The sequence below is a fragment of the Blautia luti genome (assembly GCF_033096465.1).
Taxonomy (GTDB): Bacteria; Bacillota; Clostridia; order Lachnospirales; family Lachnospiraceae; genus Blautia_A; species Blautia_A luti.
Genome location: NZ_AP028156.1, coordinates 2,520,058 through 2,540,049 on the forward strand (window position 1 = coordinate 2,520,058; position 19,992 = coordinate 2,540,049).

Sequence of the window (19,992 nt, forward strand, 5' to 3'; positions counted from 1 at the left end):
TCTCAATAGAAAATGGTTTCCTTTTTATCAATACTTTTATAATTTCTCATACTTTTCAATCAGACACTGATGTTCTTTTGTCTTCTTGTCATAGTTTATCCCAACCAGTAAAATGTCTCCGGTATAATCCAGAACTGAATCCGGATATTGTTTTTCCTTAATCTGCTGTAATGCTGTCTTGACATTCTTATTACATTTAAGTTCTACGACAAGCGCCGGATAACTGGAAACGTATTCTGGTTTTGGAATAAATACAAAGTCTGCAAACCCACGTCCTGTCGGCAGTTCACGAACTGGTTTAAAATAATATTCCATTGAACTCAGATATGCAATTGCAAGTACACTGCTCAAAGAATTCTCATTATTATACTGAATATTCGAAACATACTCTGTATGGATTTTCTCAATTCCCTCTTCAACTGCTTCTTCATCCATGTCCAGCGTAGCCTCCAGTAAATGTTCTGATTCCTGCTGAAAAGTAATCATCTCATTCCATTTTCTACTCTCAACCGCCGTAGTCAGCTCCTGCCGGATTTCTTCATTTGGAACAAATGCAGTTCTTCTGTTCTGGTTATATCCCAGATAGCCAAGATGGATCAAATACGTAAGTACATCATCTTTGCTTTGTATATTCACCGTATCATTTTTGAAAGCAGATGTATTTACTTTAATCGAAGCACCGGAAAGTATTTCAATTATAGCGTTTTTCAAACCATCGTAATTCATATTGATAAAAGGAACAATTGCTTCATAAGAAGCAGTCTCAGACCAGTAACTTCTAAACCTGCCCCGCACACAAACACTTACTACTGCTTTAGGATTATATACCTGATAGTCCTCCAGCAAATAACCATCATACCAATATTTTACTTTTTCAAAATCTCTGTGATATCTTTCGCAAAGATCCTTCACTTCAACTTCTGTAAATCCAATATATGGCGCCATCACTCCTGCATCAAGCATTGTAAATTCATCAAAATTATTTAATGCAGACTGCGTTTTTTCTTTCTTTATCGGCAAAATACCTGTAAGATACGCTAACTGAATATATTTTGTCGGTTCCGTTCCCTTGAACATTGCCCGCAGGAAATTAATGTACTTTTCCTGTACTTTTTTATTCGCAGCTTCATCTCTGATCAAAACATCCCACTCATCAATAATTACAATAAATTTCTGACCCACATCATTTTTGATACGTGAAAGGCATTCTGACAAACTTATCTCCTCTTCAGGCAAGACACCAGGATAAATCTCTCTTAATTCATCCTGTACTGATTTCGTGATAAACGCTACAACATTATCCACTTCATCGCAGTTTGCCAGAAACCACTGAATATCAAGATGAATCACATCATGCTTATTAAGGTGAGTCCTGAAATCCGATTCCCTGCTTATATCCAGCCCTGAAAACATTTCTTCGGAATTACAGCCTTTACTATAATAAGCGGCCAGCATATTTGCAGCATATGATTTTCCAAACCTGCGTGGTCTGCAGTTACAGATATAAGCTTCTGTTGTATTAAGTACGCTGTTTGTATATTCCAACAATCCGGTTTTATCCACATATATCGGAGAATTCAGTGCCACCTGAAATGCACTGTTATCAGGATTTACAAATCTACCCATTCCTTACACCCCACAATCAAAAAACAGCTTCACGTTATCAAAATTTTTAATAAAATAATGATAGCATGAAACTATTTTAACGTAAAGCTGAAAAAAACTGTTATATATCCAGACACCCGGGCTATATCGGGATTCTATAAAATAATCTCAGTTATTTTGCGTAAATAGAACCCACAATCTTTCCCCGTAATGTACATGGCAGAATTTTACATAACAATCTCAGAATCTTATACTTCACACCCGCCACACAAATTGGTGCGCAGTTCTTTTTCTGTGCGATCTGCGCAATATATGTACCAATAACCTCCGGCGACATCCCACTCAGTTCATCTTTCTCCATCTGACTGACGCTGCGTGAAATACGGCCACCGTATTCATCATCACCCAAAACTGTCTTTTGTCTGGCCTGGGTAAAACCGGTATGAATATCTCCAAGTTCTACTGCTGTTACCCTAACACCATAAGGACTTACTTCATTATCAAGCGCGCAGGAATAAGAAGACACTGCTGCTTTACTGGCTGAATAAAATGCCTGAAACGGAATGTGTGCCACCGCTGCCACAGAACTGATATTGACAATATGTCCACTGTGCTGTCTGCGCATAGATGGAAGAACAGCTCTGCTTACATTGACAGTTCCAAAAAAATTCACATTAAACTGCGCTTTCGCCTGTTCTGATTCTGTAAACTCCACCGCACCTGAAATACCAAAACCTGCGCAGTTTACAAGAATCTCGATACTTCCTCTTTCCGAAAGGATCTGCTCAACAGCTTCCTGCACGGAAGCCTCATCTGTCACATCTACACACATACGCCTCACGCCTTCTACAGGAACATCCCGGCGACTGAACTCATAGACTATATAGCCAGCCTTACTCAATGCTACTGCAGTACATCGTCCGATTCCGGAACTTCCGCCGGTGACAAGAGCTGTTCTTTTCTGTTTTGATTCCATATTGTTACTTACCTCATTCCATTTTTTCTTCTTACCACACGGGTAAGTTCCTGTCGTATTTTCTCATTTTTGAATAACTGTCTGCACCATTCGTCCTGCGCCATAACATCACCACAAATCATATTGTTTCATAGTTTCTGCGTTTCGATATTCATGTTTTTCATAATATCCTATCAGTTTTCCCTCTTCTCTGAGTGCAACCATATAAACATCTTTATTCTGCTTCTCATTATGGAAAGTATAGACAAGGTTATGGCTCTCATCTGCCGCAAACCAGTCCACTACCTTCTGTATTTTATCCCTGGATTCCTGATTATGACAATCTAACAGGCTTCTTCCAATAAGTTTATCACCGCCTCGCTTCGCATAGCTGTTAACAGCTGCCGGATTCATGTAGATAATCTCATGCTTAAGGTTGCATATAACAATCGAAGCCCTGTCCTGGTCAACAATACTCTTATAAAAACTAATCATATATTTTTTTATGTCCTTTCATTTTTTTCTTTCGTCTAATAGTTTACTATCCACATCAAATATCTTTAAATATCCGTTGGCATACATACGGACACCATCAATGGTATTTATAATAAATTATTACAAAATTTTCGAAACAAAATAATCTGCCTCAATAATATGCCTTACATTCTTCTCCCTGGAGTCAACAATACTCACACGTCCATTCTCCGCTGTCAAAGTCACACTGGAACCATCATTCCGATAAACAGTCATATGTTCCACTGGGCGTTCCAATGTCTCTATTGGATTCTTCATCTTTTTTAATCGCCGATACTCATATTCTGGAATAAAAAATTCAAGTTTTGAAATAGCTCTTTTTTTCTTTAATGGTGTTTTTCTTAATGAACCATTTTTATTCATAAAACGATCCGCAAATTCAACATTTTCCGTCATTTTATCAATTACATCCGAAATCCCTTCAATCTGCTCAATCGGTCTTTCCTGTAATACTCCTGTTATAATTTTCTTATAGTCTTCTTTTGAAATTTCTACTGACAGCTCATTTCGTAAGCGCTTAATTTTTAGGTATGATAGAAAAATCCCCGACTACTTTTCAGTAGCCGGAGCACCTTGACAATTCACATAGGATTGATTTGATTCGTTTGCACGACGTTCGATTTCAGCTTTGACGGTTTCGTTCCATGGAGCCAGAAGTTCTAACTCATCATCACGCATTCTATCATCAGGTAGTTTTTCCAGCAGATAAGTAAGATAGTGATAGACGTTTACTCCATTGGCTTTTGCCATCTCTACCATTGTGTACACGATAGCGCTGGCCTGGGCTCCGTTTGGTGTGTCACAGAACAGCCAGTTTTTACGGCCTACTGTAAACGGACGGATCGCATTTTCACTGAGATTGTTAGAAAAACTGCAGCGCCCATCTTCGAGATAGATAGTCAGATAGGAGCGGCGGTTCTGAATGTAGGTGACAGCTTTATCCATTCTGCTTCCACGGATAGGGTTCTGCTGATCAAGCCACGACAAAAAGCCTTCTACTACCGGCTTTTCTTTTTCAAGGCGAGCCTTTTTAATTGCATCGAAGGAAGCATACTTTGATCTGATCACATCTTCCAGATGGAAGAGCTGGTTAATGTACAGCATTCCCTGTACGGATGGCTGGGTATAATCCAGCGCCTTTCCCTTAGGGATGGCATCTGTCAGATATCTTCTGATGTGTGCCCAGCAGGCTGTACGTTTGGCATCCGGTACTTTATTGTATCCGCTATAGCCATCACACATCAGATAACCCTTGAAGCCGTGAAGAAAATCTACGGCATTGTCCCCGGCTCGGGTCTCCGAGTATTTATAGAGGATAATAGGTGGTCCTCCGTCTTCACCGCTGCGGAACAGCCACATATATGACTTGGTCTGTGCACGGCGTTCCGGTTCATGCAGAACCTGAAGTGGCGTTTCATCTGCCATCGCGAATCCACGTTCCAGAAGTTTCCTGTTGAAGTATTCGTACATAGGAAGAAAAAATGCTTCAGAATTCCGGATCACCCAGTTTGCCATAGTAGCTCTGGTGATCTCCACGCCATACTGTTTCCAATCCTTTTCCTGACGGTAGTATGGGAGACCATTACAAAACTTCTGGTACATTACCCAGGCAACCGTTCCGGCAGAAGCCATTCCATAAAGCATATGAGATCTGCCATCTTTTCCTTTTTTGATAACCGGAATATCCTGAAGCCTGCACTGCGGGCACTCATAGCTCTTACTGTAGTATTCATATACTTTCAGTTTTGCCGGTACAAAAACCAGTTCCCGGCGGACAAACTCTTCCCCGATTTCTTTCAGCGGGGTACCACAGACAGGACAGAGTTTCTCTTCCTCAGAAAACTCCAGATACTTTTTTTCAACAGGAACTCCCTTAAAACGTTCCGCATCTGTAGCTCTTGCTTTTCGTTTTTTGGCTGTTTTTTCCGGAAGGAGTGCTTCAAGATCCTCTGCTTTTGCAGCTTCTGGATCCTGTTCCAGCTCCGCCTCATTGAAAAAGTTTAACTGACCCGGAATATCGAGGGTCCTTTTTTCGCTGGAGTAGCCAAACAGTTTTTTACGGAGAAGGTCTATCTCTTCTTTCAGATTATCCCGCTCCTGGGTGAGAGCCTCTTCCCGTTTATTAGCAGCATCGACAGTTGCCTGAAGTGTTTTTATCATCTTTTTGAGATCGTTTATCATGTCCTTCAGCTCACGGAGCTGGATATCTTTGGAACTGTTTGCCACTGCTTTTTCCTCCTGTTTCTGATGTTTCCATTATACCAGAAAACAGTGGCTTTTCCCAGCAAAACAGCGGATTTACCAGACCTTGAAAGTGCCGAAAATACAGCAAAAAACAAGAGTTTTATGTGCATCTTTTTTATGTTGCCTTGATCGCTTTAGGCTGCTCAATATCAATGCCAGACATCAGCCAGTCGAACTCCCGCCATGTAAGATTCCGGACCTCAGATTTATTCCTGGGCCACCGGTAAGATCCCTGGGCGGTCAGTCTTTTGTAGATCATAACGATCCCGTCAGGTTCTTTTAAAATAGCTTTGATACGGTCACATTTACGACCGCAGAAAAGAAAAAGTGCATGGTCGATCTCCATCGAAAACTGTTCCTGGATGATCGCACATAATCCATCAATAGACTTGCGCATATCTGTTCTGCCACAGACGATATAGATCGCATCAACACTTGAGATGTCCGCTAACATAACGACTCCTTAAGCGTATCCATAAGCATCTTCAGAAGTAACGGTTTGATCTCATTACTCATTCGTATAATGTGAACTTCCAGTCTTTTTCCGCCTAAATCGAGAGTCCCTATATCTGTGCTTCAAAATAATTCTATTTTTCCGTCTTTTCTCCATCTGATCCTGCATTTAAAAAGTTCATGATCTCCTCATATGACCGCCCGCTTTTTACAACTGCTGACAGGATCTCTTCTTTTCTTATGGCATCCCGCTTATCTAACAGTTCTTTCAGATTTGCTGTTGCCTGGTCATACTTTTTCTTCGCTGCAATCACATCAGCCTCTGCTTTTTTAATCTTTTCTTCCAATGCTTCCTTACTTGTTTTTCTTGTTCTTGTCATCTTTATTTTCCTTCCTTATTCTGCTTCTTTCAGTTCCTTACTCAGCTCTGACGCAAAGTATTTTATACTATCCGCATCCAGTCCAAAGGCTTTCAATATTACTTTCTGGTTCGCTGTTACTGCATGATCCAGACGGTATATATTGTCTAACTGACGTACCATTTCTATTTTTTCCAGCTCTTTTATTGCCGCCGGTACAGTCATATAGTTCAGTTTCTTATCCAGTTTTTTCATTTCTTCTTTTAGTTTTATATACATCTTGCAGCGCACTATCATGGCTACAAATTCAACAAATATCTTCGCTCTTGCTGATTCTTCTGAATACACCCGGATGCTCTTATTCCCCAGATATGATTTGTCTCCGCGGAATAGTTTCTCCGATACATCCCTGCTCTTATACAGTTCGATTGCTTCCTTCGCACTCATCTTTTCCGATGTAACGATACAAAAATATCCTGCCAGATCCAGTTCTCTTTCTACCACACTGCACCGTTCTTCTGGTAGTATAAAAGCCTGGCTCTTTTCATCATAATGAAGGTTAAAATACTTCTCAAATCCAGGACCGAATTCCTTTACCTTATTCTGGTACTTTTTCAGATACTGCGTCATCTGGTTGATCCGGTTTTCAATCTCTATCCGTTCTGCGCTTTCTTTTGAAATGCTATGATACAGATGAAAATAACGCTCTTTTTTATCACTTGCATACAGTTTGTGCCGTATTGTCTTTCCGTAAACTCCATATTCATAGATATTGTTTACCCGCTTATTTTCAAATGTCCCTTTATTTTCCAGGATCAGTTCATTCACAAAGGCAGACATCCCTTTCACCATGATAACAAAACTATACCCACATTTATCCATATATTGTATATTCTCGCAGCTGAAATATCCCCTGTCCAGAATGAATCCGATCTTCTTATAACCATATCCGGATGCTTTATCCAGCATGAACTGAAGCTGGGAGATATCATTCAGACTTCCTGGATATTTTTCATAAAATAATGGTTCCTGATTATGAGTGTCATACGCAACTGCATAATTAAATACCGGCTCTCCCATATCTACTTTCGGATGCCCAAATTCCACCATTTTTATATCCCCGGCCTGACAGTTTTTATTCGTTGAATCATAAGAAATATAAATCTTTTCACGGTAATTCCGTGACTCATTCCATGTATTCAGAAATCCTGTACTCTGATCATCTGTTACTGAATTCAGGAAATCTGATACGGTTGAATCGCTGTATTGTTTCATCTTTTCCGTAAAAAGTGGATGGTTGTATGTATAATCCGGATAGTACTGCGCTGCATTGTTTTCTGCTATGATCGAATAAACAGCCAGATCTAAAAACAGCCCCATATCACGCGATCCAAAATACTTTCCAAGGATATCGTTCAAGCTGCATTCTTCTATGATCTTACGCAGTACAAAATATGTTCCTACCCTGAGACAACTGCTTCTGGAAGTCCTGTTTTTGCTTTCCGGAAGCTCTGCATCGGGGAAATATTTCAGGAAATTTTGATTCGGTTTCATGAATTCCGGATCTGTATCTGACAGTTTTCCGATCGTTACTCTTTTGGGAAAAGTATACTTCCGGGATGGATCATAAACCCGGTCATACTCATACTCTATATATACAACATTTGACTTTTTTCTTCGTGTGATCTTGCCTTTTACAGTTGGTACTTTCACTAAAAAATCCAGATACATAGCGCCCTCCTTCTAGGCGGTTATCCGCCTAAAATAATTGTACTATATTTCCCGGCTGTCTGCAATGGAAAAGCGCAGAAAACCGGGATTTTTTATGATTTTATTTTTGTTCTTTTTTCTTTAGGCGGAAAAATTACTGGAAGTTCACATATAAGCAATCCGTCTGCTTCGATTTCAATCGTATGTGAATTGTCAAGGTGCATAGGTCTGTTTCCATTATCTGGGATCAGTCCTGCCGGAGAAGACTCCGGTTCTATAGCAATCTGGACTACATCCTGTTTATGGGATGTAAGGTCAAGAGTGCTGGCTTTTCCAACTGGATCCGGTATCTGACAGGCTTTTTTGCGGAGACGGGTAACTGCATTGTAAAAACAGCTGGGAGATATCCCATGCTCATTACACCATGCAGCATCTGTCAGGCCGCTTTGTCTGCATTCGGTTACCAGTTCCATCCATTCGTCCAGGGAACGCCCTGGAGCACGTTTCTTACTCATAATGAAACCTCCAAATGTAGTAAATTTCTATCTCCTATCAAGCGGAGTGTAGTAAAAATCTATTTACTATCATTATGAGTTTAAAAATGTAGACAGTAAAGCTACCCAAGATTTAAGCGCTTACAAATGACCGCACTTAAATAAGCCTATTGATGAATGCTGGTTCTATTTTAGAAAGAAACTTTTTTATTTCGAAAATGTGAACGTCCCTTGGATTTCAATTTCTTCCTTGGAAATGACCTTCCGGGCAGGAGCTGTGATCTGCAACGTACAGCATCTGTATATAACTGTTCAATAATTGAAAGCTCAAACAGTCCGCAGAGTATTTTGGGAATAATACTTTTAATCCGTCCAATGATAAATGCACGATTGGCCTGATAACGGAACTTATTTGTGCTTTTGGCAGAAATCTGTATTTCCTCATCTGCTTCATTTTTTATAAGGGAAGCCAGATTCGATAGAAGCATATTTATGTAAAATTCCTGCTGTATAGATACTGCAGTAGCACCGGAAAACTCTTCCATGGCAAAGCGGCTTTTTAATTCTTTGTACTTAAGTTCTACAGGCCATCTGTAGAAGTAAAGTTCCTGGAACATATCTTTTGTAACAGCAGGATCAAACAGGTTTGTTGCAAGATATTCTTTTGTGCCATCATCAAGCGGGATCTTAAGGACACGTATAGGTACATCGGAAGTACCTTCTTTTGAAGTTCCCTGAAGAATGGAAATCATATCACCATTGCATTTTTTAGATAAATTGATTCCCTCTTTCAGTCTCATAACACAGAGATGCCCATGCTCTACACAGTAGCGGAACATATCTTCTGAATAATAACCTCTGTCAAAAATAATAATACTGTTGTTATATAGTCCCATATCTTCAAGAACTTTAAGATGTTCTAATGCAGCTGCCCGTTCAAAAGAGAGAAATTTATGGATAGATGCATGAAGGATATAATCATCCAGAACATCATAAATTATGGAAGCCAGTCCCATGGTATAACGTCGGTTGGGATCAGGATAGCTGGACATTTCGCCAAAGAAATCAAAAGTTGATTTTGAATTCGGAAGTTCGATCCTGGAACCATCTACTGCAAAAAGATGATAACCCTGCCACAGCTTTCTTGAAGGGATCTGGCTGTAAAACAGATCAACAGAAAGATAATAAAGTTCCTTGAACAGTGAAGGATTAATGAACTGTCTGGCTTTGGAAAGTGCCTGTTTTGAAACATCCGGAAAAGAAAACGTGCCCAGTTCTTCTCTGATCTGTGAAAGATTCTGGAACATGGAAGCTTTTGAAGAGAAGAACAGATAGATAATAACTTGCAAAAGTGAAAGTTTTCTCCGCCGTACAAAATGTTTTTCCACCCGATGGGGTTCCAGTTTAACTTGATCTGTGATATAATCTTTAATGGATTGGACGATATTTTTACAAATATTAGTTCGATTCATATGGCATACCTCCTACGTATTGGAATAGATAAATATTTCGCTGGTAACGTAATATTGCTTAATCTATAAACCACATATTTAGGAGGATATGTCAAGATATTTATATAAAAAAATCCAGAATATAAGCCCAGAATCGTTGAATTTTCAGCATTCTGAGCTTAAGTTGACCACATTGGGGTCTGACCCTAGTATCCTTCAACTAAGCGTGGAAAGAACCGTTTGAGGATTTACTTTTTCTCTGATAGTCTTTTTACAAAATACATTTAATAATCTGCCTTTGATATCTATGATTTCACAATAGTCTTATGAAACTTTTAGTTTCTCTGGCATATTCTTTCTTACACTTGCAATTTCTTTATTTAAATCTTTTATGTATTCTTTACACACATCTATATATAATCCAGTTTTATATTCCGGATTTTCCAAAAACTGTAATTCAACTGGATGCTTTGTAAGCTGCACAAGTAACTTTACAAATATACTCTTCAAATTATTTTGACTCTCATCATCATTAAGACATACTTCTGCAATTTCTTCAAAACCAAATACTAAATAGTCTTTACTTTCTCTTTTCTCTAAATGTACATTAATCACTTTGTTTTCCTGATTCATAAATATCCTTCCTATCATAAAATGCATTTTTACCACCCTCAAGAGTATGCATACTTTCTTGAGTCCAGTTCTTAACGTCTGTTTCATCATCTATATTTCTAAGCTCATCATAAAATGGATTACCAACATACGTCTTATACATCCCATTTTCATGCGTTCTTAGTATACTAATATATGGAAGTGTACCAACCGCAATATTAGCATTATGAGTTGCTATAATTACTGTTTTTCTTCTTTTTGCAAGATCAATTAACCTCGGAAGTATATTAGATGTTATATATGAATTTCCCATTCCTAATTCTGGTTCATCTAAAATATATACATCCTTTTCTGAATCCAATAGTTTCTGCATCAATAAAATTCCACGTTCTCCATTAGATGGTTTATAAATTTCTCCATTTTCTAATGCAGTTTCTTTAGATACTCCAATAAATGCTCCTATATCTTTAATTCCTTCATCATAAAATTCTTGAAAGCTTGATATTTCCTCTGATATATTCTCCTCTAAAATAGCTTTCTTTATTTCATTTATTACAGTTTTACAATTTTTTAGAATAGTTATTCCCAGTTTAAATTCATCTGTACGTGATTCTTTGGTTAACATTCGGTATCGCGTTTGAATATATATATCACCTTTTTCCTCAAGATTTCCCAAATATTCTTTTTCAACTTTATCCACGGCAGAAAAAGCACTACATATTTCTTCTACATTTTCAAACAGTTTAAACCTCTCCATGGCAAAATCATAAAATCCTGCACTACTAGGTTTAGATATTGTGTCAGAACATTTATCCGCTATTGCTTTTATCTTATCAATACTCCAGTTCGTAAGTTTAATACTTTTGTCACTGTTCCATTTTTGCATTTTTGCATCATTTATATTTTTACATAGTTTTTCTAATAGCGTCATTAAAATTTCACTATCTTGTTCACCCAAATATTTTTTTATATCAATTTTTTCAAATGTAGATTCTGTAAATTCCTTCAAATATTTATAATTTAAGTCAAGTTTTCGGTCACGTATTCCCTCCTCTATATGTACACACTCTGTTATTTTCATTCTTCCTTTATTTTTATTATTATCTTTTGTTTCCATCCAACTTATATATTTTTCAAAAGATGTTGGTAATTCTTCTTTCCAATTATAAATGTCTGTGAACTGTTGTCTCATACTATCCAATTGAAGCTTGTCAGGTGTTGCTATTACATCATTAACTTTTAACATTTTTGAAAAATCTGTATCTTTTTCATTGCCTTTGTAGCTTTCCATTGAAATTCCATTTTCAATATAATATTTTTTCAGAGATTCAAGAATTTCCGTTTTTCCCGTTCCTTTCTGTCCAAAAATAATATTAATATCTTCATAAAAAGGTAATTTAAAATTTACTTTTTTATATGGTGAAACAGAAATCTCTTTTTTCCGTTTTTGATTAAGCAATGTATCTATTATTTGTGTATCCTTTTTTGCTAACAAACAAAATTGCTCAAATGTTTGTACCGGTAGTCTTATATCTGCAAACTTGCTATTTTCATACTTGTCCCAGTCTTGCACATCACTTCCAATAATAACACTATAATCAAAATTTGAAAAAACTCCCAGACTTCGATAATCAGATGTTTCTTTAAATAATCGGCTAGAATCTGGTAATAACTCCCCTAATTCCTGAATATCCTCATCTGAAAGTTTTGGCTCTTTATGAAAATGTGGTATATAAATGCAATCACATATTCCTAGCATATCATATACTTTTTTCACGCCAATTTGAAATGTATTTACATCTTCATCCTTAATCAATTCTTGTACTTGAACATTAAACAACTCAACATTTTTAGGATTAGCAATTACTATCAAATGCCCTCTTTTATAATTTCCCTTTTGATCTACTTTTCCTATAATATCAAGTTCTATTCCTGGCCATATATCGCAATATCCTTCCGTAGCATTTTTTAATTCTTTATATTGCTCATAGTCAAATTGATTATGATTTGTTATTGCAACAATTTTAACTTCTGCTTCAATAATTTTCTGAAAAAATTTATCCTTGGTAACATTTCTTGTATAAGCATCTCCTGTTTTTACCTTCTTTGTATGACAATGTAAATCAATTCTCATTATTTTCTCCTATCTCAGATATAAATGTTTTTAATCTATTACCATACTCCATTCATCCAAAAATCCTCCATTTTTTAGCTTATAGATATTTTTCCGTGTTTCTTCAGACAATATAGCCCATTCCCATGGTCTTGCATATCCTCTAGCATTACCAAAAATATTTAATTTTCTCATGTAAGTTACAATATCTCTTACACTCGAATATCTCCATGCAATATTTTGAAGCAAATCAAAAACACATACACCTACAGGAGTAAAAAATTCTTCTTTATTATCCGATGCTACATACCCACTCATAACAAAATTTCCTTTTAACCCTTTAACGTTATCGTAGTTTGGTACAATCATTTTCTGAGATTTCCATACTCCTAAATCAGCAACACATATTATGTCTGGGATTTCTCTAGGGTGTGTAATATACTTTTTATTATATTCCCAGATAGCCTTTTCTATAATTTCTTTTGGATTTGAATTTTCTTTTTTCCCTTCATGCGAATGTGCTAATAATCCGTAATAAATTTTACTTTGTAAATCTTTTCTCGGAGTCCCATTCTCATTAAACGCTAGTTTCTCTATCTTCCTCGAATGTTCTACAAATTCCTCAATATGTTTGCGTCTTAATGTAGTTTTACATTCAAAAGCAGCTACAACTCCTCCAGATAAGTATTCTTTACAATTTAACATATTTTTAGGATAATCTGGAGATAAAACAATTACATCTACTTGTGGACTTGTTTCTACCGAAGCGCTTAAAATTCTTCCCTTTATAACTATTTAAAAATAAGGCGTAATCCATGATTCTAAAAGTTCTCTCCAGTTTTCTTCTTCCTGATTTCCTGCTGTTCCCGGATCTTCATTAACTCTTTTATAAATTCTTATATATTCATCAGAAATATTATTGTTCACTCTTTAAAAATCAAACAAATCATGTGTCCAAGTGCTTATATTTTGTTTCTTACCTTTCTCTCCAAAATCTATTTTAGGCATTTTTCATATTCATAAATCTATTTGGGCATTAATATTCTGTCTTTAACCAATTTGTAACGGATTTTATCACACAATATATATATACAGACATTATCTTAAACAACTTACCATTTTAATCATCATATAATAACTGTACTTTTCTCATTCATAAATAGCTATATCACGTAGTATCTAAGCATTTGCTTTCTTTATTACAATAAAGTTAATTACCTCTGGCAATACTATACACATTTTACAGAATACGCCTTTTTCAACTAATAGACACACATAGTCTTCTTTCACATCCATTTTCGTATTTTTATATAATTCGTGAAATATGGAATTCGTAGCATTGTGTTTATTCTTCATTTTTATATGTATCGTATGTCCTCCATTAATCAAATGGTTAGATTCTTAATACTTCAATACTTTTTACTTCTAATTTTATTAATATTTTCAACAGAATGTCTAGCAAGTTTCGAATCATCCATACATTTGTCTACTCCTAACATGAATACAGCTCCATCTTCATCATCAGATATATTACATGGCCATGCAAATGGACGTAAATGTTTAGTTTCTGGAAAATAACAACTACTACAATCAACAGGCACTTCAATTATTTCATTTATGTCTTTACTACATATACTAAATAAGTCAAATAATCCACATTTTTCCTTGTCAGTCGAAATTATATAAGCAACAGGAAATGCATTCATAATACTTATTACCCCTTTGGGGAATTCATATTTATTATAATTTGGATAAACACAAATATCTCTCATTATAGCTATAGTAGAATACGGATAAGTCCAATATAATAACGACATATTATAAGGTGGAAGTTCCTCTTCACAAAGAACATATTTTCTCAATTTATTTTCTGTTAAACATTCATTATCATAAAAATTTTTTGCTGCCAAAATATGTCCACAAATTGCCCTACATAATTTATTAACTTGAACAGATATTTTTATTACTGGTGGTAATATGATTGAAGACAGCATGATTCTTGCTACTTGATTAGTAAATTCTTCCAACGTCTTATCATAATTCGCTCCTAGTAATTTGTTATTACACTCTTCACATAATGATCGATATTTAATTCCATTCTGATAATTCTTTCCATAACTAGTTTCTCTTGGAATACCATCCATCCAAGAATTCGTCTTTATTGCATAATGATTATTACAGCATTTTGGAGGTACATGATCCCATGTTAATTGTCTTTGTTTCCCACATATATTGCAAAAATCATATTCTTTCCTTTTCTCTTTTCTATAATACATAGCATAACTCTCCTTCCTAATTTATATCAAAACATTCAATTCACAAAATATCCAAAACTTTTTAATTCATTGGTTTATTAGCTAATCCTTTATAATGATTAAATACTTAATTTTTAATCTTATAACTTTAACCCCATAAAATTAGTTAAATTATCACTTTGCAAGATCTTTTAGCACATCTGGAAACAAAGTCGTTCCCAAAAAGTTTTGATAATTAAAACTATCTAACATCTTAATTTTAAAGATTGGTAACCACCATTTTGAAAACATAATTCGACTTTTCCAATCATCTTCCCCTGTCTGTTCCTTATAGCCTCGACATATATATGCAACAACTGATCTATTTTTATTATTTCCTTGAATTATAAAATGACTTACAATAATCGGATTCGCATTAAAAAAACTAAACGCATCGATATACTTTGAAAATAAACTTAATCTATCCATTTCATTCATATTTTCCGTCATTATATAATAATGCCATATCTGGATCAAACTATCAGAATAATGTATATCCACAAATTTTCTCTTTTCTTCTAGTTCTTCTAAGAGTTCCGCTTTATTAGAAACCATTTTTAAAATCTTATTCAAAATTTTGTATATATGACAGGCTAAGGTTTCTTCTTCAAATACCAAGGATAAAAAATAGTAAAACCACGAATCAATTTCATTAAATAATATTTTTTCTTCATTCATTCTATTTAAAAAACGTGTTAATAGCGTTTTTATCTGTCCGATTCTTCCTGTCTCAAGTAAGTTGATTATATAACATTTAAAGTCAAAAAAATCCTCATATTTTAATTCTAAATTATCTACACTATTCAAATATTTAAATTTTTCAAATATCTCTACCTTTGATATCTTCATCCCTTGATTTTTTACTAACTTCCCTTTTTCTACTTTATTCCCATTAATTCTCAAACGATAGTTTGTCAATATTTTCTGCACACTAATAACCATACTATCCAATTCCTGCTGATCATCTGAATAAAACGTCATATCATCCACATAACGTACATATCCTATTTTTCTCTCACCAATTGTTTTTCTAATATCATAATCTACACACAACATTAATAATTCAGCTCCAATATGCGATGAAAAATTTCCAGCTGGAACTCCCTTCGTCTGATTATCATTAATTCTTTGATGAAATTTATCCATAAAATCATAATAATACTGCGGAACGTCTAAACTTTTATATGGTTCACGTTGTCCAATTCTCGCCAAATAATGTGTATATAAATTTGGAAAAAATGATTCTATATCCAACTTTATAAAATAAATTTTACTTTTCTGGTTCTTCTGAATCCTCATCTTACCTTCTTCCATTTTAATCCAACTTGCAGTTTTATTATTTCCATTAACAAAAACACCCTCATCAATTTCTTCTACATCGTATTCCAAATCAATACTAAAACTTTCTCCTACAACAAGATAAGAATTAGAACTACTAATATATTCTGAGTTTTCTTCATCCAAATACAGTTTTGCAAAAATATCGTCAAACACATATAATGAATTATAGATAAATGCACAATAATGAATTAAATTTACCATTTGCATTTCTCGCAAAGATTTATTTCTTTTAAATGTATAATATGTAATAGGTTCTACTCCTGGTTTTCGTAAATATGATGGAGAATCAATCCCCTTAAAGTCTATAATAAAACCATTATCATCTACTTTATAATAAGCATAGTCTCCTCGTCCTATTTTTTCCAAAACATTTCTCATATTGTGATAAATTCTCGTAATATCTATCAATTCTGGTAATTCAGAATACCACATTCCCTGTAACAAAGCTTCTACATTTGATTCAAAATTAGCATCATAGTATCCTATAGCCATTATTTTATATTCCTTTCATTATAAGTAGCTTTTATTATATAGCATATTTTTTTCAACAATTAAAATAATACTGTAATTAAATGACTAAAAACTTAATATTTTTATCAATGAATAATTTTAGATTATCCACGTTGCAAAAAGTTTTCCATATTACTTGATTATCCAATAGCAATGTGAATCCTTCCATATAATGTGAACCACTTTATCTCCTTCTTATATACATAATTTTCTGTTTCCATACGATGTCTCCATCACTGTAAAAGAACTGTCATTTGTTCTTTATATCGTCTCTGATAATAATCCATTGCCCTATATTCAATTACATCTTTCATCTGCTGTGCTAATACTGGATTCTTTATAATTTCTTTCATTTGATCCCTTAATACCAGCGCTGAATCCTCCTTTTTCACAAAGAAACCTTTTCCTGATTTCACTAAGAAGTTCACCGGCATATTGATAATCTTTTTAATATGATCTTTATCCGAAATTTTGCAATACTGCTCATATGTAATCCCTGTATCCAGATCTTTCCAGTTTGTTCCTGTAGAAAAGAATTCTTTCCAGCTTGCCAGAAACTCTGTCTCTGTCACTTCCATTCTTACATCACCATGATTATAGAAAGCCATCAGTACTGGCATTTTATATACTTTGGTCATATTGGTGTTTTCCAGCAGTTTTACAAACTCTTTTCCTATTCCCTGGCAGAAACTTTTTTGTTCATCTGTTAGCTCATTTAATTCATTCAGGTATTCTAGATACTTCTTAAATGGATTTTCATTTGAATGTGTAATAGCCATCTGATAAACATCATCGTCCATATATGTAAATAAATCCATTCTGGATGGTTGTTTGCCTAGTAATTCTTTTACTCTGAAATATTCATTTCTAATCTGTTCTTTGATGGTCTGTTGTTTCTTGTCCATTTCTGCAAACAGGTCAATTAGTTTCATATCAAAGTCAACAAAACAATCATCAGGATAATTCGTTTTATCTGCTGGAGAATAGGTTTGTTTCTCTGCTTTACTTTTTCCTGTCAGTAAGTATCTGACTCTTCCTGCCTTTTCGTAATTGCCGATGAAGTCCAGGACATTGAGATATTCTTTTCCTTTACTTCTCCGCAATCCTCTTCCAAGTTGCTGCAGGAATACTATTGGAGATTCCGTCGGACGGAGAAACATTACCATATCTACAGAGGGAATATCTACGCCTTCGTTGAACATATCCACCGAAAAGACGACTTTGATTTTTCCACTTTCCAATTTCTCAATTGCTTCTGTTCTGTCCATGGAGAATTCTCCATTTGCATTACTGTAAACTGCTGCTGATGGGATTCCTCTTCTGCTGAATTCCTTTGCCATTTCTTCTGCATGTTTTCTGGAACAGCAGAAGCCTAATGCCTGTTTTGATCCATATTTGCAGTAATATTTGTAAATCAGATCATGTCTGTAGGCGTTTCCTATGTATGTTTTGTTCAGTTCTTCTTCCACATATTTTCCTCTGACTATATGCAGTTTGGTATAGTCTGTCTCGTCGTAGATTCCGTAATAGTGAAATGGAACCAGCATTCCTTTATTGATGCCATCTTTTAATGAAATCTCATAGGGCACATTATAATCGCAGATTTCATATATATTTTTGCCATCCATTCTTTCAGGTGTTGCTGTCAGTCCGAGAAGAAATTGGGGTTTAAAGTATTCTACGATTTTTCTATACTGATTATTGACTGCATGATGAAATTCATCAATCACTACGTAGTCGAAATAATCCGGTGCAAAATATTTTTCATTCAGGTATTCTGATTTTCCGAGAGTTGCTACAGAAGCAAAGATAACGGATTTATCTGTGCATTTCTCATCTCCTGTAAAGAATCCATAATCCTCAGAATTTCTTACATTTCTAAAAGAATCTGCTGCCTGTTTCAGGATTTCTTCTCTGTGTGCAACAAACAAAACCTTTTCATATGATTTGGAATCAAATGCCGCCAGATAAGTTTTTCCGATACCTGTTGCAGCATGGATGAGTGCTTTCTTTGCTCCTTCAGCTCTTGTATCTTCCAATGCACAGAGTGCTTCAATCTGTGCCCCTCTTGGTTCATACATTGTTTTAATTTTAGTATCTTCTGTATCCTGTTCAAAGTCATATTTATCAAGATCTTTTGCAACTGCAGGACGATGCCAGTTCTGGGAATATCTCTTTAATTCTTTATCATCGATTATGATGGAATGGTTTTCAAACAAGTCTTCAAATGTATAAAAAAATTCAGCATAGTTTTCTGGATCTTTTTTGCTGCTAAAACGGTAGTTCCATTCTATTCCTGAAGTCAGTGCACTTCTTGAAATATTGGACGATCCAATGTAAAGTTCACTATGGTCTGCATAATGGAATATGTAAGACTTTGGATGAAAAGAACGGCCTTTTTCGCAGTAAAATCTAAGATCAACTCTGTCACCGAGTTTTCTTTTAATCAGATATAGTGCAGACGGCTGGGTTATTCCGAGATAATTTCCTGTCAGGATTCGGATTTTGGCTCCGCGTTTCAGGGTGTTTTCCAGTTCCTGAAGAAGCATTTTTACTCCTGATTCCATAAGGAATGAAACAATGATATCAACGCTTTCTGCTTTCTTCATACTCTGGATTAACTGATAATATAATTGTCTTCTTTTATCAGGTCCGCCGGTCATGGCATCTGTGGAATATTCATTTTCATATCCGATGTTCATTTTTTCTGCATAATTAAGTTCAGCCATTTTTCCTCACCTCTTCCCGGTCGGACATCTCCTGTGATCCAGTGTTCTTCTATTTGCAGATTGTGTATCTCCTGTACAAAATCCGCAAATGTGTCTATTGTAAAATCTGTAAAGTATCGTCCGTTTCGCTCTCCCTCATACTCTCCATATTTGAAAGAAGTATAAATCCGTCCACCAGGTTTCAACGCTGTGAGCATTTTCTTGAAAACCTCTTTTAGTTCTTTTTTCGGTAAATGAAGAATGGAAGCACAAGCCCATATGCCGTCGTATTTCTCATTCACTTTCAGTTCCTGAAACAGCATCTGTCTAACTTTGATTCCAGTATGTTTACTCGCAATCTGGCATAACTGTTCGGAACCGTCTATTGCCTCTACCAGATAGCCTTGGTCCAAAAAATATTTCGTGTCCCTTCCTGCGCCGCAACCAAAATCGAGTATATATGCTCCCGGATTAAGCTTTTGCAAAAATTTGTCCTGCATTTCTGTAAACTCTACGGAAACAGTTCCAGACGCAAAGGACTGTGCATTTTCGTTATAGTAATTTAAAGTCTTATTCATTATTTTTATCCAATTTCCAAATGTCTCTTCA

General features: G+C 35.4%; 17 protein-coding genes. All 17 read right to left on the reverse strand.

What is annotated here, in order from left to right:
• Positions 1–36 precede the first annotated feature (36 nt).
• The 17 genes from R8695_RS11640 to R8695_RS11720 all read right to left on the reverse strand — a co-directional run bounded on the left by R8695_RS11640 (position 37) and on the right by R8695_RS11720 (position 19,961).
• Positions 37–1,626 carry an AAA family ATPase gene (locus tag R8695_RS11640; protein WP_154780981.1) on the reverse strand — a complete coding sequence of 530 codons (1,590 nt, stop codon included), beginning with the start codon at positions 1,624–1,626 and terminating at the stop codon, positions 37–39.
• Positions 1,627–1,777: 151 nt separating this feature from the next.
• The gene (locus tag R8695_RS11645; protein ID WP_154780980.1) at positions 1,778–2,581 is read right to left on the reverse strand and encodes an SDR family oxidoreductase; all 804 of its coding nucleotides are present in this window, start codon (positions 2,579–2,581) and stop codon (positions 1,778–1,780) included.
• A 108-nt stretch (positions 2,582–2,689) separates the two neighbouring features.
• Positions 2,690–3,055 (reverse strand): PAS domain-containing protein, encoded by a 366-nt coding sequence (locus R8695_RS11650; RefSeq protein ID WP_154780979.1) that lies wholly within the window; start codon positions 3,053–3,055, stop codon positions 2,690–2,692.
• Positions 3,056–3,175: 120 nt separating this feature from the next.
• Entirely contained in the window at positions 3,176–3,490 is a 315-nt protein-coding gene (locus R8695_RS11655; protein WP_118588183.1) for a hypothetical protein, read from the reverse strand.
• A 153-nt stretch (positions 3,491–3,643) separates the two neighbouring features.
• On the reverse strand, positions 3,644–5,320 hold the full coding sequence (gene tnpC, locus R8695_RS11660) for an IS66 family transposase (protein ID WP_167829786.1): 1,677 nt from the start codon (positions 5,318–5,320) through the stop codon (positions 3,644–3,646).
• Between the two features lie 133 nt (positions 5,321–5,453).
• Positions 5,454–5,792 carry an IS66 family insertion sequence element accessory protein TnpB gene (tnpB, locus tag R8695_RS11665; RefSeq protein ID WP_117689872.1) on the reverse strand — a complete coding sequence of 113 codons (339 nt, stop codon included), beginning with the start codon at positions 5,790–5,792 and terminating at the stop codon, positions 5,454–5,456.
• Positions 5,793–5,925: 133 nt separating this feature from the next.
• A complete protein-coding gene (locus tag R8695_RS11670; protein ID WP_154780978.1) occupies positions 5,926–6,171 on the reverse strand; it encodes a hypothetical protein in 246 nt (81 codons plus the stop codon).
• 15 nt (positions 6,172–6,186) lie between these two features.
• Positions 6,187–7,881 carry an IS1634 family transposase gene (locus R8695_RS11675; RefSeq protein WP_317676136.1) on the reverse strand — a complete coding sequence of 565 codons (1,695 nt, stop codon included), beginning with the start codon at positions 7,879–7,881 and terminating at the stop codon, positions 6,187–6,189.
• 92 nt (positions 7,882–7,973) lie between these two features.
• Positions 7,974–8,375, reverse strand: coding sequence for an IS66 family insertion sequence element accessory protein TnpA (tnpA, locus tag R8695_RS11680; protein WP_154780270.1), 402 nt, complete (start codon positions 8,373–8,375; stop codon positions 7,974–7,976).
• Between the two features lie 170 nt (positions 8,376–8,545).
• Positions 8,546–9,826, reverse strand: a complete 1,281-nt coding sequence (locus R8695_RS11685) for an IS4 family transposase (RefSeq protein ID WP_154780269.1) — start codon at positions 9,824–9,826, stop codon at positions 8,546–8,548.
• Positions 9,827–10,129: 303 nt separating this feature from the next.
• Positions 10,130–10,438 (reverse strand): hypothetical protein, encoded by a 309-nt coding sequence (locus R8695_RS11690; protein WP_118517037.1) that lies wholly within the window; start codon positions 10,436–10,438, stop codon positions 10,130–10,132.
• The gene (locus R8695_RS11695; RefSeq protein ID WP_118248150.1) at positions 10,413–12,551 is read right to left on the reverse strand and encodes a PHP domain-containing protein; all 2,139 of its coding nucleotides are present in this window, start codon (positions 12,549–12,551) and stop codon (positions 10,413–10,415) included. The genes R8695_RS11690 and R8695_RS11695 overlap by 26 nt, the downstream gene beginning before the upstream one ends.
• Positions 12,552–12,581: 30 nt before the next feature.
• Entirely contained in the window at positions 12,582–13,325 is a 744-nt protein-coding gene (locus R8695_RS11700) for a DUF6602 domain-containing protein (RefSeq protein ID WP_317676277.1), read from the reverse strand.
• Between the two features lie 614 nt (positions 13,326–13,939).
• Positions 13,940–14,806, reverse strand: a complete 867-nt coding sequence (locus R8695_RS11705; RefSeq protein WP_118248151.1) for a hypothetical protein — start codon at positions 14,804–14,806, stop codon at positions 13,940–13,942.
• 153 nt (positions 14,807–14,959) lie between these two features.
• On the reverse strand, positions 14,960–16,657 hold the full coding sequence (locus R8695_RS11710) for an RNA-directed DNA polymerase (RefSeq protein ID WP_118248152.1): 1,698 nt from the start codon (positions 16,655–16,657) through the stop codon (positions 14,960–14,962).
• A 251-nt stretch (positions 16,658–16,908) separates the two neighbouring features.
• Complete coding sequence (locus R8695_RS11715; protein ID WP_154780268.1) at positions 16,909–19,404, reverse strand: DEAD/DEAH box helicase family protein; 2,496 nt, start codon at positions 19,402–19,404, stop codon at positions 16,909–16,911.
• Positions 19,374–19,961 carry a class I SAM-dependent methyltransferase gene (locus tag R8695_RS11720; RefSeq protein ID WP_119243985.1) on the reverse strand — a complete coding sequence of 196 codons (588 nt, stop codon included), beginning with the start codon at positions 19,959–19,961 and terminating at the stop codon, positions 19,374–19,376. Before R8695_RS11720 ends, R8695_RS11715 begins: the two co-directional genes overlap by 31 nt.
• Between the last annotated feature and the right edge of the window lie 31 nt (positions 19,962–19,992).